Below are 13,954 nucleotides of genomic sequence, written 5' to 3' on the forward strand. Positions count from 1 at the left end.
TGTTAACCAATAAGCGTAAAATTCCGTAATTTAATATTATTATCTTTTAATATTTGTTTTATGCTTGTTTTACTGCATTTAAGACCTTTATTTTTTATTTTTAACTCTAATCTTACTTTTTCAAAACTAGTGATATTAATGTACTTTTTTTCATTTTTAATGAGAACTATTTTGTTTATTGCTTGTATCAAATTATCATTAATTTTTGATTGATATTGCTTTTTACCTTTTTTTACTCATAAATAGTATGCTGTTTTGCTAATAGCTATGTAAACAATAATTTTATTTAATTGATGACCTTTTTGCTTATATTTTTCTACTATTAAAAAACACTTATATTTTAATAATTTACTATTTTTTCCCCTTGTTAATTTCTTTTCACAGGCTAATTGCTCCTTTAAAAGTTCTTTTTCAACCTCATCTTTTAAAGCTTGTTTTCTAAGTTTATCAATTTCTTTGTTTAATAGTTTAATTTCAATATCTTTCTTATCGATCCTGTGAGAAGTTTGGGATTTAGAAATTTTGGTGAATGCATTTTCACCTTTAATTTGATATTGGTTAACCCAATTATAAATTAATACTGGAGTTGATAATTTATATTTGACTTGAATTTCATGTATTTTTAGTTTTTTATCAACTAAATACTCATTAACAACGGCTAATTTTGTTTCTTTTGAATAAACTTTATAATTCATAATTTCTCCTTCTGTATTAATTATTTTTAATTATATTACAGATTGAAAATATTAATTGGTAAACTTAAGTGACTGATACCTTATTTAGGTTTTGGATATAGTCATATAGCACCAGAAGTATTAAAAAATGCTTCAGTTCGTGGTAAATGAGTTCATAAATTAAATGAATTATATTTACAAAATATTCATCAAGAAAATATTATTAATAATTTATTAAAAAAATTAAAACCTTTAACAAATTCAATAAATTATTCTTATTGTAAAAAATCACTGATATTTTTAAAAGAAAAATTTAAAGATAAAAATAATCGGAATTTTACGTTTATTGGCAATAACTTATATACATTATTATTTCTGAAAACTATAATTAGATATTAGTAAAATAAAATCTAATTAAAGGTGATTGAAAATGAATATTTTAGACATAATAAATAAATTTCCAAACCAAGAATCTTGTATAAAATTTTTAGAAGAAATAAGATGAAATAACAAACCAAAATGTCTTTTTTGTTTTAGTGAAAAAGTTAACTCTGTTTTAAAAGAGTCGCGTTATAAATGCAAAAAATGTCATAAGTCTTTTAGTGTAACTGCTCAAACTATTTTTCATCATACACGTGTATCACTTCAAAAGTGATTTATTTTAATAGTATTAATGGCTAATGCTAAAAAAAGTTTATCATCATCTCAAGCTTCAAGAGACTTAAATTTACGTTTAGCAACTGTATGAAAAATGATGCATAAAATTAGAAAGGAAGGGCTAATGATGAGATTAAATTATTAGCAAAAATATTAGAGATGGATGAAACATATGTGGGTGGAAAACCGCGTAAATATAATGATGTTGATAATAAAAATAACTCATTACGTGGTAGAGGAACTAGTAAAGAGTGTGTTGTTGGCATTATTGAACGAAATGGTAATGTTAAATTATTTCATGCAAAAAATAAAAGTATTAAATCTGAAGATTTAATGAAAATAGTTAAAGAAAATGTTGATATTAACATGGATCGGCTACAATTTATTGGACACTAATTATGTAGACAAATAACAATATTTGTTAAAAGAAAGGAAATATAATTATGGCCAATATTACTTCATATACAGATGAATTTAAAAAACAAATAGTAGCTTTATATCAAAGTGGCAAATCAGTATCTTGTCTTGTTAAAGAGTACAATGTTACAAGAGCAGTTGCATATAAATGAATTAAGCAATTTACTAATTCGGGAAGTTTTAAAACTAAAGATAATCTTTCTGATTTAGAAAAACAATTAATTCAAATGAATAAAGAATTAAAACAATTACGAATGGAAAATGATATTTTAAAGCAAGCAGCACTAATAATAGGCAGAAAGTAGAGATTATTGCAAATAATAAATGAAAATATAAGATTCGCCCAATGTGTCGTTTTTTAAAAATTTCTAAATCAACATATTATTTTAATTTAAAGAAAAAAGAAGATAAAATCAAAAATAATATTTATGATCAAGCTGTTATTAGTGCTTTTAAAGAAAACAAATGTGTTTATGGAACAAGAAGATTAAAAGTCATACTAGAAAAACAAGAAATTTATTTATCAAGAAGAAAAATTAAAAAAATTATGGATAAACATAATTTAATGTCAAAATACACTAAATTATCATTTAAAAATCATCGTAATAAAGTAAATAATGAACAAATCACTAATATTGTTAATAGAAACTTTAATAATAGAATTAAAAATGAGGTGATTGTCAGTGATCTTAGTTATGTTGAAGTTAATGGTAAATGAAACTATATTTGCTTATTAATAGACCTATTTAACCGCGAAATTGTTGGACATAGTGTAGGTACTAAAAAAGATGCATCATTGGTATATCAAGCATTTATGCAATCAAATCGCTGTTTAAAAGATATGCAAATATTTCATAGCGATCGAGGTAACGAATTTAATAATAAAATTATTAACAAACTTTTATTAGCATTCAATATTACCCGCTCTTTAAGTAAAAAAGGTTGTCCTTATGACAATGCTGTTGCTGAAGCAACTTTTAAAACTTTCAAGACTGAATTTATTAATGACAAAAAATTTACATCATTAATACAGTTAAAATTAGAATTATTTGATTATATCAATTGATATAACAATATAAGAATCCACAGCACTTTAAACTACTTAACTCCCATTAAATATCAAGAAAAAATGTCTACCAAAAAATAGTCCTAAAAAGGGTTGCCATTTCAACAATTCTATTCTTTTTACTGATGAATATCGTGGATATTATAAAATGAATAAAATTTTACCACATGAACAAGTTAATCACAAAAAATATTTTTCTTATAATGGTATTTATACAAATACAATAGAAAGTTTTTGAGCAATATTAAAAAGAGGTTTTATCGGCCAATTTCATTGAGTTTCAAAAAAATGACTCCAATCTTATTTAAATGAATTTTGTTTTAAATATAATAACCGTAAAGAAAAAATCACATTTAAAAATATCATAATTAAATTATTTATTAAGAATTAAGTGTTAACCAATAAGCGTAAAATTCCGAAAATAATTATGAATTTATTATAGAAAAACCAATTATTAGTGATTTAATTGCTGGAACACCAGATTTAGTTTATTTAACTAATAAAAATACTCAAGAAGAAATAGAAATTGAAATAACAAGTGAATTATTAATTGAATGAATGAATGCAAAAACAAAATATTTTAAAGGAGAAATTAAAAATGAAAATGAATAAATTTAATAAAGAAGACATAGAGCAAATTAAAGAAAATATTAAATATTTACGGAATTTTACGTTTATTGGCAATAACTTATATACATTATTATTTCTGAAAACTATAATTAGATATTAGTAAAATAAAATCTAATTAAAGGTGATTGAAAATGAATATTTTAGACATAATAAATAAATTTCCAAACCAAGAATCTTGTATAAAATTTTTAGAAGAAATAAGATGAAATAACAAACCAAAATGTCTTTTTTGTTTTAGTGAAAAAGTTAACTCTGTTTTAAAAGAGTCGCGTTATAAATGCAAAAAATGTCATAAGTCTTTTAGTGTAACTGCTCAAACTATTTTTCATCATACACGTGTACCACTTCAAAAGTGATTTATTTTAATAGTATTAATGGCTAATGCTAAAAAAAGTTTATCATCATCTCAAGCTTCAAGAGACTTAAATTTACGTTTAGCAACTGTATGAAAAATGATGCATAAAATTAGAAAGGCAATGGCTAATGATGAGATTAAATTATTAGCAAAAATATTAGAGATGGATGAAACATATGTGGGTGGAAAACCGCGTAAATATAATGATGTTGATAATAAAAATAACTCATTACGTGGTAGAGGAACTAGTAAAGAGTGTGTTGTTGGCATTATTGAACGAAATGGTAATGTTAAATTATTTCATGCAAAAAATAAAAGTATTAAATCTGAAGATTTAATGAAAATAGTTAAAGAAAATGTTGATATTAACAATTCTATTCTTTTTACTGATGAATATCGTGGATATTATAAAATGAATAAAATTTTACCACATGAACAAGTTAATCACAAAAAATATTTTTCTTATAATGGTATTCATACAAATACAATAGAAAGTTTTTGAGCAATATTAAAAAGAGGTTTTATCGGCCAATTTCATTGAGTTTCAAAAAAATGACTCCAATCTTATTTAAATGAATTTTGTTTTAAATATAATAACCGTAAAGAAAAAATCACATTTAAAAATATCATAATTAAATTATTTATTAAGAATTAAGTGTTAACCAATAAGCGTAAAATTCCGAATATTTAAATGAATTATTAGAATATTCGCATGATGAAGTAATTGAATTTGAAATTAGAAAACAAATTAAATATGAATTAAGTTTATTAAAAACAAGGATAAATAAATATGAATAAATGTAAAAAATGTAAAAAAAGAATTTGATTAAGTAAATATTGATGTATGAAATGTTTAGAAAAAATAGTTGATGAAATAGTAAGTAAGGATGATAATCATGGATAAATCAATTTTAATTTTATTAAAACATATAGGCAAAATTAATAAAAAATTAGATGAAATTTTAGAAATATTAAATAAAAAAGGAGAACAAAATAATGAGTAATACTAAGAATGAATTAAAAATTCCTAATTTTATTAAAAGTAATAAAGAAGAATATGTAAAATTTAGAAATTATTATGAAATGATTATAAATTAGACTTACTGCATAACTAGTTAACTTTTTATTTTTTTGTTATTATTAAAATAAAATTTGAATAGTTAAGGATAAACTTTATGACATATTTTGAATTAAAAGATAAATCTGATCAATATTTTCGTAAAATAGTGGGTATTAATAAACTCGTTTTTAACGAAATTTTAAATATTTTATTAGAACATCAAAAACTCAAAACTACTATTGGTGGAAGGCCATATAAAATGTCAATAGAAGATCGACTAGTAATGAGTTTAAGATATTTATATGAAAATCGTACATATCATAGTATTGGTGCTGAGTATGGTATGGTTGATACTACTGCTTTATGAAATATTCGTTCAATTGAAGATATTTTAATAAAGAATAATAAGTTTAATAATTTAACAAATAAAAATATTTTTTTAAAAAGAAGAATTAAAAAATAAAATTTTGATAATTGATGTAACAGAGGTAGAAACAGAACGACCAAAATATAACCAAAAAGATTGATTTTCTGGTAAAAAATGAATGCATACTGTTAAGTTTCAAACCGTAATTAATGCAAATACTAATGAAATTTTAAATATTTTTTCTGATATTGGTAAAAATCATGATTTTAAAACTTTTAAGAATTCAAAGTTAAAGTTTTTACCAGAAACTATAATTCTTGCAGATAAAGGTTATCAAGGTTTACAAAAAATTCATGCTAATACATTTTTACCCATTAAAATTAGCAAAAATAATCCTAAAACAAATAAAACCAAAATCTTTAATAAGATTATTAATAAAACTCGTAGAAAAATTGAACATGTTTTTGCATTTTTAAAATGTTTTAAGATTATTGGTTATAAATTTAGAAAAGCCAGAAAACGAATATTTTTAAGATTTAATTTAATTACAGGATTTTATAATTTATCATTAAAACTTAAAAACGTTATGCAGTAAGTCTATTGTTATATCAATTGATATAACAATATAAGAATCCACAGCACTTTAAACTACTTAACTCCCATTAAATATCAAGAAAAAATGTCTACCAAAAAATAGTCCTAAAAAGGGTTGCCATTTCAAAACTAATAGGTGAAAACAATGCAATTAACAAATAAAGAGCAAGAACTTCTATCAACTTATCAAAATTGAATAAGGGAAAATAAATTAAATGATAAATGTAATTCTTATTTTATTTCTAAAATTTCTATGTTAGTGTTTCAAGTATGAGAATTAGAAAAACTAATAAGTGAAACAATATGATTTAAAAATGAGAAACAAGATTGACAATATTATATTAAAACCTTAGAACCTGTTTAGAATCTTTTAGAGAATAAGGTAAAATTACTATATATTTTAAAATAAGAGGTATATATGCATAAAAATTATCCAAGTCATGTCACTAAAGAACAATTTGAGAACATAAGATTAATTTTAGAAAATGGCAAAAAGAAAACAAAACCAAGAAATTTAGATTTATATGAAGTATTTTACTAGCAGTAGTACATCCTAATCCTTTTATTTTTTTTAACATTTCTAATTTTTCTTTTTGTGAATAACATTTATCCATAAAAATGAACACCTCTTTCAATAAAGTTTTATCACAAACCGGTTTTTTTGTGTCTACTTTATTATAGGTGTTCATATAACAATGGTTTTATAATTAAAGAGGGAGTATTTATTATAGATTTGTTATATTATTTGCTATGTAATTAGTGTTATTAGTTATTTTTGATAAATGTTGTTCTTGATTGATATCTTTTGTAAAATCATCAGTTCATTTAAATATATTTTTATTATTTAAATCTTTTTCAGAATCTAATTCTACATTAGTTAGATTTGCATTTTCAACAAAAATACTTCTTTTATTTCTCCTTGATGAACTTGGGCTATTTGCAATTCTTAAAGTAGATAAAAATGAATGTTCAAGATGTCTAAGATCAATAAAATTTTCATTTCTATCAAAAATTGTCTCAATGTCTAAAGGACCTTGAAAGTTACTACGAGTACCTCAATCAGTTAAATTAGAATCAAAATTACTTCAAGGAAAACTTAGTGTTCTGTCTGTTGATACTAGCGCCATTTCTGTATATAAATAATTAAAACGTCAACTTTCCGCGGTACTAAAAATTACTCTTGTTAATGCATTTTGAATTGTGATTAATTGAGTTCTACTATTATAATTTAACAATTCACGAAATGATTGAGTTATTAAATTTCAATTAAGATTGGGATTGTTGTATCTAGATTGCATAGAACCACTGCCACTATAATGTGCATTAAATCTTAATATTTCTGAGTTTAAAGTCGGATCTCTTAAATCATTAATAATATCATCCCCACGAAAGTAATAATAAGTACCAGTAGAAGTGTAATCATTACCATTTCTAATAACAAAACCTTGAAGATAAAGATTACTACTAAGGAACACCAATTGCAGCCTTCTATTTTGAATTAAGTTGATAATATTAACATTTACAATAAAAAAGCCATTTGAATTAGTTAGTCGATAAGGAATACCTCTTTGAAATCTAAAAGTTTCATGATCATAATTATTAGTGACAATTCCTTGATTAATAAAATATCTTAAAACATTGTCAAAAGAATTAACAAAATTTAAATAACCTCTGTTAATTGTATTGACTGGAACTAAGCCATAATCACCGCCTCTTTGTAAAGTATGTAATAACTCAATACCTTTAATTGTTTGTTCATTTTCATCATCAACTATTATTTCGGGATTTTCATTTTGTTTTATTTCATATTTTTTATTTTCTTTATTTTCAAATGAAGAAAAACTTTTAAAACAATCAAGATTATTATTTGAAGTAGTAATTTCTGCTATTATTTTATTTATTTCATCTATTTTTTTAATTTGTGTTCAATTATTGATGGGCATAGTATATACACCATGGTCAGTTGTATAATATACATTATTATTATCAATTTTTATTGTTAGCACATTTTTTATTTCAGGAACATTATAATAATCATCAATTTTTACTGCACTTCATCAAGATCAGCTATTAGCCAAATAGTATGCATTACCATTAACTGATGTAAAATAAGCATTACCATTTTTATCTATAGCAATTTCTGCTATTATTTCATTTATTCCTCCAATTTTATTAGCTGTTCAACTAAAAGATTTCATGTAAAATACACCATGATTAGTTGCAAAATAAACACCATCAGCAGTAGATACAATACTAGGATTTGGAATTTCATTTATTGATAAAACATTTTTTATTTCAGGAACATTATGTTTTATATCTATTCTTTCAGCGGTTCATGTCAAAGTATTTGTGATATAGTATGCATTACCATTAACTGATATAAAATAAACATTACCACTTGTATCGATACTAATTTTTACAATTATTTCATTTATTCCTCCAATTTTATTAGCTGTTCAACTAAAAGATTTCATGTAAAATACACCATGATTAGTTGCAAAATAAACACCATTATCATTACTTTTTTTATTTGTTTTTATTGATTTTATTGCTAGCACATTTTTTATTTCAGGAACATTGTGATATTTATCAATTCTTTGCACTGAATTTCATCAAAATCAATGGTTTGTTAAAAAATATGCATTACCATTAACTGATATAAAATAAGGATTATCACTTGCATCTAAAATTATTTTTGATATTAAATCATTATTAAATCCTGGTATTTTTCAATTTTCATTTTTTTTAAAATTAATTTTATAAACACCATTATCGGTAGAAATATAAACATTATTGTTATTATCAATTGCTGATGATAGAATAATTTTACTTTTATCCAAAATAGTCTCTTTATTTATATTTGTTAAGATATTATTTTCTTTACAATAAAAATTATTTTGAAAAAAAGTAGTTGGTAAATTTAAACTTCTTTTTAAATTAATTTCATTTCTTTGTTTTTTTAGATAATAATCTTTGTGTCATAATCAATTGTTAACTATAAAAAGTTTTTCAGTATGTTGACCCTTTGAAGTATTTCAATATCAATTACAGCATTCATCTCTTTTTAATTGAGTTGTATCAGCTTGAGATGAAGTGATTTCAATAGTATAGCCATCTTCATAATCAAGACCATCATTAGGAACTTTTTTACTATTTAAATTATGATTATTTAAAACTTCACTCATAGTATTATTCAGATTAAAAGTAATAATTCTAATCGTATTATCATTTTGATCTTTGATAATAATATTTTTATAAGTTCCAAAAGTTTTTTGATTACCATCATCATCAGTTCTTGGATAAAATTTTATCAGTTTATTTGCAGTATCTAATCAAAGAACACCTCTTTGTTTCATATCCGATCCTAAAAAAGAAATTCTTGGATCTAAACTATTTATAAATTTATCTAAATTAGGTTTAACTTGAAAATTATTACATGATGTAGAACTATTAACATTATATTTATTTGAATAACTTTTAACACCAATAACTAATTTACCATTTATTGTTTTTTCTTTAACATAAACTTGTGATGTATCTACACTAGGATTTTTAGATTTAATAGCTTTTAAAATTGTTTCATCATTAGTGTCATCAACAGGATCTATACATGTTTTAAAATCAGAGATTAAATCAGGTTTAACTTGAAAATTATTACATGATGCAGAATTATTAACATTATATTTATTTGAATAACTTTTAACACCAATAACTAATTTACCATTTATTGTTTTTTCTTTAACATAAACTTGTGATGTATCTACACTAGGATTTTTAGATTTAATAGCTTTTAAAATTGTTTCATCATTAGTGTCATCAACAGGATCTATACATGTTTTAAAATCAGAGATTAAATCAGGTTTAACTTGAAAATTATTACATGATGCAGAATTATTAACATTATATTTATTTGAATAACTTTTAACACCAATAACTAATTTACCATTTATTGTTTTTTCTTTAACATAAACTTGTGATGTATCTACACTAGGATTTTTAGATTTAATAGCTTTTAAAATTGTTTCATCATTAGTGTCATCAACAGGATCTATACATGTTTTAAAATCAGAAATTAAATCAGGTTTAACTTGAAAATTATTACATGATGCAGAATTATTAACATTATATTTATTTGAATAACGTTTAACACCAATAACTAATTTACCATTTATTGTTTTTTCTTTAACATAAACTTGTGATGTATCTACACTAGGATTTTTAGATTTAATAGCTTTTAAAATTGTTTCATCATTAGTGTCATCAACAGGATCTATACATGTTTTAAAATCAGAAATTAAATTAGGAATATATTTATTTGGATAATATTGACTATCATCTGTTCTTATATTCGCTTCTTTATAAGCAAATGAATAATTAGATGTTCAAAAATCCTTGTTTTTTTCTATAATAATCATTATGCGTTCTCTTCTACTACTATTTCTAAATTTATTATTAATAGTTAAAAAATTATCATATATTACTTCTCCTAATTTTTTAACATCTTCAGGAACATTTTCAACTCTTCAATCTTTTCAAAGAGGAACTTCAAACATTAAATTTTTAAATTTTTTTGAAAAATCTTCTTTATTATTATCACGATATAAAAAAGAAATTTCTTCTCACAATTGAGGTTTAAGTGAAATTAAAACTTTACCATCGACACCCAAAAAATGACCTTCAAATTCAATCATGGATCCAGCATTTGTTTCTCTTTTATTTTTTTTACTTTTTTCGTGACGGTGTTGGTGAGTACTTGTTTCTAATTCTGGGCTTGCTAGTGAATCTAAATATGTTTGATAAAAGGAGTCTATATTTTGGTTTTCTTGTGGTTCATTTAAATTGTATAGTTGATAATTAGTACTTGAGTTTATAAAAATCATATCTTGGTTTATTGATTGTAAATTAGTATTGTTGCTAGCTCAATCTTTAATGTTTTGATTATTATCAATTGACTTAGCATTAATACCTTGTGTTTTATCATTAAAAAGTGGAGCACTTAGTACTCACAATTTAAATCAATAACTTGGACTAAAATATTTCATTATAAATATTTCCTTTCATTAATAAATATGTGTTAAAAACAAAAAAAGAAAAAAATACTCTAATTTGTTGAAATTAGAAAGGCTCTTCTTTTTATTTTATCTATTTAAATAAAAATATTTTCATTAAGTTTTTAACAATTTAATTATACATATAAAAATTTAAATGTGGAAATATTCTAAAATTTATTTTAAATTTTAACATAATAAAATTAAGCTCATAAATATCTTTATTTTGATTTATTATTTTTAATAAACCCCCAAAACATATAAATTTTTAAATCATTTGTATATGAGGAAATTTGATGCCTTAAAATTGATTTTGAAGATAGAAAAAGATTGCAATTTTATATATCATTTTTATTAAACCATTACTTTGACTTTTTAAAATTTATATGTTAAATATTTCAATTGTATGTGCATCTTTGTATCAATTGTAATTATTGATTTGTTCTTGTATGAATTTAGCCATTTTTTCATCTGGTATAACTCAAATTACTTTATGATTGCCTCTTATGTGTTCGCGCATGTTATCAAGTTTGTTTTCTATACGTTCTTTTGATTTACGTGTTCGTTCGATTTCAACTCAAACTTTATTTTTGTTTTCATATTCAATCATTAAGTCAGGGTATCTGTCTTGTTTTGAATTTCAACTTTTTAGTTCAAGTTCAGTTTCATAACTTGCTATGTTTTTTTGTTTAGCTAGTCATTTAATCATTAAATCTTGGTGAGTAAGTTGGTTTAAATTTAATTTTGATTTGTTGTTTTCTTTTCCTAAGTTTGAAAGAAAGTAAATGTTTTTTCTTGTTACTTGATTTATCAAAACTAATTGTTTTTGTTTTATAAATCTTAAATGAGTTTTTACAGTTTCAATATCTTTGTTTAATAATAGACTTACTGCATAACGTTTTTAAGTTTTAATGATAAATTATAAAATCCTGCAATTAAATTAAATCTTAAAAATATTCGTTTTCTGGCTTTTCTAAATTTATAACCAATAATCTTAAAACATTTTAAAAATGCAAAAACATGTTCAATTTTTCTACGAGTTTTATTAATAATCTTATTAAAGATTTTGGTTTTATTTGTTTTAGGATTATTTTTGCTAATTTTAATGGGTAAAAATGTATTAGCATGAATTTTTTGTAAACCTTGATAACCTTTATCTGCAAGAATTATAGTTTCTGGTAAAAACTTTAACTTTGAATTCTTAAAAGTTTTAAAATCATGATTTTTACCAATATCAGAAAAAATATTTAAAATTTCATTAGTATTTGCATTAATTACGGTTTGAAACTTAACAGTATGCATTCATTTTTTACCAGAAAATCAATCTTTTTGGTTATATTTTGGTCGTTCTGTTTCTACCTCTGTTACATCAATTATCAAAATTTTATTTTTTAATTCTTCTTTTTAAAAAAATATTTTTATTTGTTAAATTATTAAACTTATTATTCTTTATTAAAATATCTTCAATTGAACGAATATTTCGTAAAGCAGTAGTATCAACCATACCATACTCAGCACCAATACTATGATATGTACGATTTTCATATTACTCTTTCTAAAATATTAACTGGTGAATCAAATATTGGCATTTCTGGATCGGCTACAATTTATTGGACACTAATTATGTAGACAAATAACAATATTTGTTAAAAGAAAGGAAATATAATTATGGCCAATATTACTTCATATACAGATGAATTTAAAAAACAAATAGTAGCTTTATATCAAAGTGGCAAATCAGTATCTTGTCTTGTTAAAGAGTACAATGTTACAAGAGCAGTTGCATATAAATGAATTAAGCAATTTACTAATTCGGGAAGTTTTAAAACTAAAGATAATCTTTCTGATTTAGAAAAACAATTAATTCAAATGAATAAAGAATTAAAACAATTACGAATGGAAAATGATATTTTAAAGCAAGCAGCACTAATAATAGGCAGAAAGTAGAGATTATTGCAAATAATAAATGAAAATATAAGATTCGCCCAATGTGTCGTTTTTTAAAAATTTCTAAATCAACATATTATTTTAATTTAAAGAAAAAAGAAGATAAAATCAAAAATAATATTTATGATCAAGCTGTTATTAGTGCTTTTAAAGAAAACAAATGTGTTTATGGAACAAGAAGATTAAAAGTCATACTAGAAAAACAAGAAATTTATTTATCAAGAAGAAAAATTAAAAAAATTATGGATAAACATAATTTAATAGACTTACTGCATAACGTTTTTAAGTTTTAATGATAAATTATAAAATCCTGCAATTAAATTAAATCTTAAAAATATTCGTTTTCTGGCTTTTCTAAATTTATAACCAATAATCTTAAAACATTTTAAAAATGCAAAAACATGTTCAATTTTTCTACGAGTTTTATTAATAATCTTATTAAAGATTTTGGTTTTATTTGTTTTAGGATTATTTTTGCTAATTTTAATGGGTAAAAATGTATTAGCATGAATTTTTTGTAAACCTTGATAACCTTTATCTGCAAGAATTATAGTTTCTGGTAAAAACTTTAACTTTGAATTCTTAAAAGTTTTAAAATCATGATTTTTACCAATATCAGAAAAAATATTTAAAATTTCATTAGTATTTGCATTAATTACGGTTTGAAACTTAACAGTATGCATTCATTTTTTACCAGAAAATCAATCTTTTTGGTTATATTTTGGTCGTTCTGTTTCTACCTCTGTTACATCAATTATCAAAATTTTATTTTTTAATTCTTCTTTTTAAAAAAATATTTTTATTTGTTAAATTATTAAACTTATTATTCTTTATTAAAATATCTTCAATTGAACGAATATTTCGTAAAGCAGTAGTATCAACCATACCATACTCAGCACCAATACTATGATATGTACGATTTTCATATAAATATCTTAAACTCATTACTAGTCGATCTTCTATTGACATTTTATATGGCCTTCCACCAATAGTAGTTTTGAGTTTTTGATGTTCTAATAAAATATTTAAAATTTCGTTAAAAACGAGTTTATTAATACCCACTATTTTACGAAAATATTGATCAGATTTATCTTTTAATTCAAAATATGTCATAAAGTTTATCCTTAACTATTCAAATT

18 protein-coding genes and 1 pseudogene are annotated in these 13,954 nt (G+C 22.6%); 13 read left to right on the plus strand and 6 right to left on the minus strand.

The features are described from left to right. Positions 1-2: 2 nt before the first annotated feature. Complete coding sequence (locus AAHM85_RS07125; RefSeq protein ID WP_342261531.1) at positions 3-695, minus strand: transposase; 693 nt, start codon at positions 693-695, stop codon at positions 3-5. A 42-nt stretch (positions 696-737) separates the two neighbouring features. Here AAHM85_RS07125 and AAHM85_RS07130 point away from each other — a divergent pair, with 42 nt between their 5' ends. The 11 genes and pseudogenes from AAHM85_RS07130 to AAHM85_RS07175 all read left to right on the plus strand — a co-directional run. Next, positions 738-1,073 (plus strand): hypothetical protein, encoded by a 336-nt coding sequence (locus AAHM85_RS07130; RefSeq protein ID WP_342261532.1) that lies wholly within the window; start codon positions 738-740, stop codon positions 1,071-1,073. Positions 1,074-1,104: 31 nt separating this feature from the next. Further along, complete coding sequence (locus AAHM85_RS07135) at positions 1,105-1,476, plus strand: IS1595 family transposase (RefSeq protein ID WP_342261533.1); 372 nt, start codon at positions 1,105-1,107, stop codon at positions 1,474-1,476. 14 nt (positions 1,477-1,490) lie between these two features. Beyond that, positions 1,491-1,727 carry a transposase gene (locus tag AAHM85_RS07140; protein WP_342261534.1) on the plus strand — a complete coding sequence of 79 codons (237 nt, stop codon included), beginning with the start codon at positions 1,491-1,493 and terminating at the stop codon, positions 1,725-1,727. Between the two features lie 47 nt (positions 1,728-1,774). Beyond that, positions 1,775-2,895 (plus strand): IS3 family transposase gene (locus AAHM85_RS07145; RefSeq protein ID WP_425289706.1). Its coding sequence is split into 2 segments (ribosomal slippage): positions 1,775-2,018 and positions 2,018-2,895, totalling 1,122 coding nucleotides; the frame shifts between segments, so codons are not numbered across the junction. Positions 2,896-2,962: 67 nt separating this feature from the next. Next, entirely contained in the window at positions 2,963-3,205 is a 243-nt protein-coding gene (locus AAHM85_RS07150; RefSeq protein WP_342261535.1) for a transposase, read from the plus strand. A gap of 370 nt (positions 3,206-3,575) precedes the next feature. After that, the gene (locus AAHM85_RS07155) at positions 3,576-4,454 is read left to right on the plus strand and encodes an IS1595 family transposase (RefSeq protein ID WP_342260524.1); all 879 of its coding nucleotides are present in this window, start codon (positions 3,576-3,578) and stop codon (positions 4,452-4,454) included. Between the two features lie 520 nt (positions 4,455-4,974). Further along, positions 4,975-5,322 (plus strand): transposase family protein, encoded by a 348-nt coding sequence (locus AAHM85_RS07160; RefSeq protein WP_342260860.1) that lies wholly within the window; start codon positions 4,975-4,977, stop codon positions 5,320-5,322. 4 nt (positions 5,323-5,326) lie between these two features. Continuing rightward, positions 5,327-5,821 carry a transposase family protein gene (locus AAHM85_RS07165; RefSeq protein ID WP_342261536.1) on the plus strand — a complete coding sequence of 165 codons (495 nt, stop codon included), beginning with the start codon at positions 5,327-5,329 and terminating at the stop codon, positions 5,819-5,821. 12 nt (positions 5,822-5,833) lie between these two features. Further along, entirely contained in the window at positions 5,834-5,923 is a 90-nt protein-coding gene (locus tag AAHM85_RS08495; protein ID WP_425289731.1) for an IS3 family transposase, read from the plus strand. Between the two features lie 42 nt (positions 5,924-5,965). After that, a complete protein-coding gene (locus tag AAHM85_RS07170; protein ID WP_342261537.1) occupies positions 5,966-6,184 on the plus strand; it encodes a hypothetical protein in 219 nt (72 codons plus the stop codon). A 54-nt stretch (positions 6,185-6,238) separates the two neighbouring features. Continuing rightward, positions 6,239-6,355: pseudogene (locus AAHM85_RS07175) on the plus strand (IS5/IS1182 family transposase); the annotation flags it as partial. A 190-nt stretch (positions 6,356-6,545) separates the two neighbouring features. On the opposite strand, the gene AAHM85_RS07180 reads toward AAHM85_RS07175, so the two are convergent. From AAHM85_RS07180 to AAHM85_RS07190, 3 genes are all read right to left on the minus strand, one after another. Next, positions 6,546-10,862: a ribosome-inactivating family protein gene (locus AAHM85_RS07180; RefSeq protein ID WP_342261539.1), complete on the minus strand. Its 4,317-nt coding sequence runs from the start codon at positions 10,860-10,862 to the stop codon at positions 6,546-6,548. Between the two features lie 388 nt (positions 10,863-11,250). After that, on the minus strand, positions 11,251-11,682 hold the full coding sequence (locus tag AAHM85_RS07185; protein WP_342261540.1) for a hypothetical protein: 432 nt from the start codon (positions 11,680-11,682) through the stop codon (positions 11,251-11,253). Positions 11,683-11,753: 71 nt separating this feature from the next. After that, on the minus strand, positions 11,754-12,248 hold the full coding sequence (locus tag AAHM85_RS07190; protein WP_342260487.1) for a transposase family protein: 495 nt from the start codon (positions 12,246-12,248) through the stop codon (positions 11,754-11,756). Positions 12,249-12,536: 288 nt separating this feature from the next. Here AAHM85_RS07190 and AAHM85_RS07195 point away from each other — a divergent pair, with 288 nt between their 5' ends. Both AAHM85_RS07195 and AAHM85_RS07200 read left to right on the plus strand, forming a co-directional pair. Continuing rightward, entirely contained in the window at positions 12,537-12,815 is a 279-nt protein-coding gene (locus AAHM85_RS07195; protein ID WP_342260957.1) for a transposase, read from the plus strand. Positions 12,816-12,856: 41 nt separating this feature from the next. After that, the gene (locus AAHM85_RS07200) at positions 12,857-13,108 is read left to right on the plus strand and encodes an IS3 family transposase (protein WP_342261541.1); all 252 of its coding nucleotides are present in this window, start codon (positions 12,857-12,859) and stop codon (positions 13,106-13,108) included. On the opposite strand, the gene AAHM85_RS07205 is transcribed toward AAHM85_RS07200, so the two are convergent. Next, positions 13,082-13,576 (minus strand): transposase family protein, encoded by a 495-nt coding sequence (locus tag AAHM85_RS07205; RefSeq protein ID WP_342260487.1) that lies wholly within the window; start codon positions 13,574-13,576, stop codon positions 13,082-13,084. The genes AAHM85_RS07200 and AAHM85_RS07205 overlap by 27 nt on opposite strands. Before the next feature lie 4 nt (positions 13,577-13,580). Next, positions 13,581-13,928 (minus strand): transposase family protein, encoded by a 348-nt coding sequence (locus AAHM85_RS07210; protein ID WP_342260488.1) that lies wholly within the window; start codon positions 13,926-13,928, stop codon positions 13,581-13,583. Positions 13,929-13,954: the final 26 nt, after the last annotated feature.

It is taken from the genome of Spiroplasma endosymbiont of Notiophilus biguttatus (assembly GCF_964030985.1).
GTDB lineage: Bacteria > Bacillota_I > Bacilli_A > Mycoplasmatales > VBWQ01 > Spiroplasma_E > Spiroplasma_E ixodetis_A.